The organism is Bacillus cereus group sp. BfR-BA-01408 (genome assembly GCF_022663305.1).
Classification (GTDB): Bacteria; Bacillota; Bacilli; order Bacillales; family Bacillaceae_G; genus Bacillus_A; species Bacillus_A pacificus.
This window is the reverse complement of sequence record NZ_JAKUFF010000301.1, coordinates 1-226: the sequence shown is the minus strand read 5'-3', so window position 1 is coordinate 226 and position 226 is coordinate 1. Positions and strand designations below refer to the sequence as shown.

Genomic DNA, 226 nt, shown 5'->3' with positions numbered 1-226 from the left:
GTCGAAAGTGAACGGATATGATATAACAAATATAAAGATACAGGAAGCAATAGAAGTAGAAGAGCAAAATAAAGAAGAAACAACAGAAGAACTAGAAGACTTAGAAAAACCAGAGGAACCAAAGGTAACGGAAGAGCCGAATGTGCTAGAAAAACCAGAGGTAACAGAAAAACCAGAAATCTGGGTGAAACCAGAGGAAGAAGAAAATAAAGAAGAAACAACAGAA

Annotated in this window: 1 pseudogene; it reads left to right on the top strand. The window is 35.8% G+C overall.

From position 1 onward, the window contains the following. Positions 1-226: pseudogene (locus tag MR083_RS27390) on the top strand (Cna B-type domain-containing protein); the annotation flags it as partial.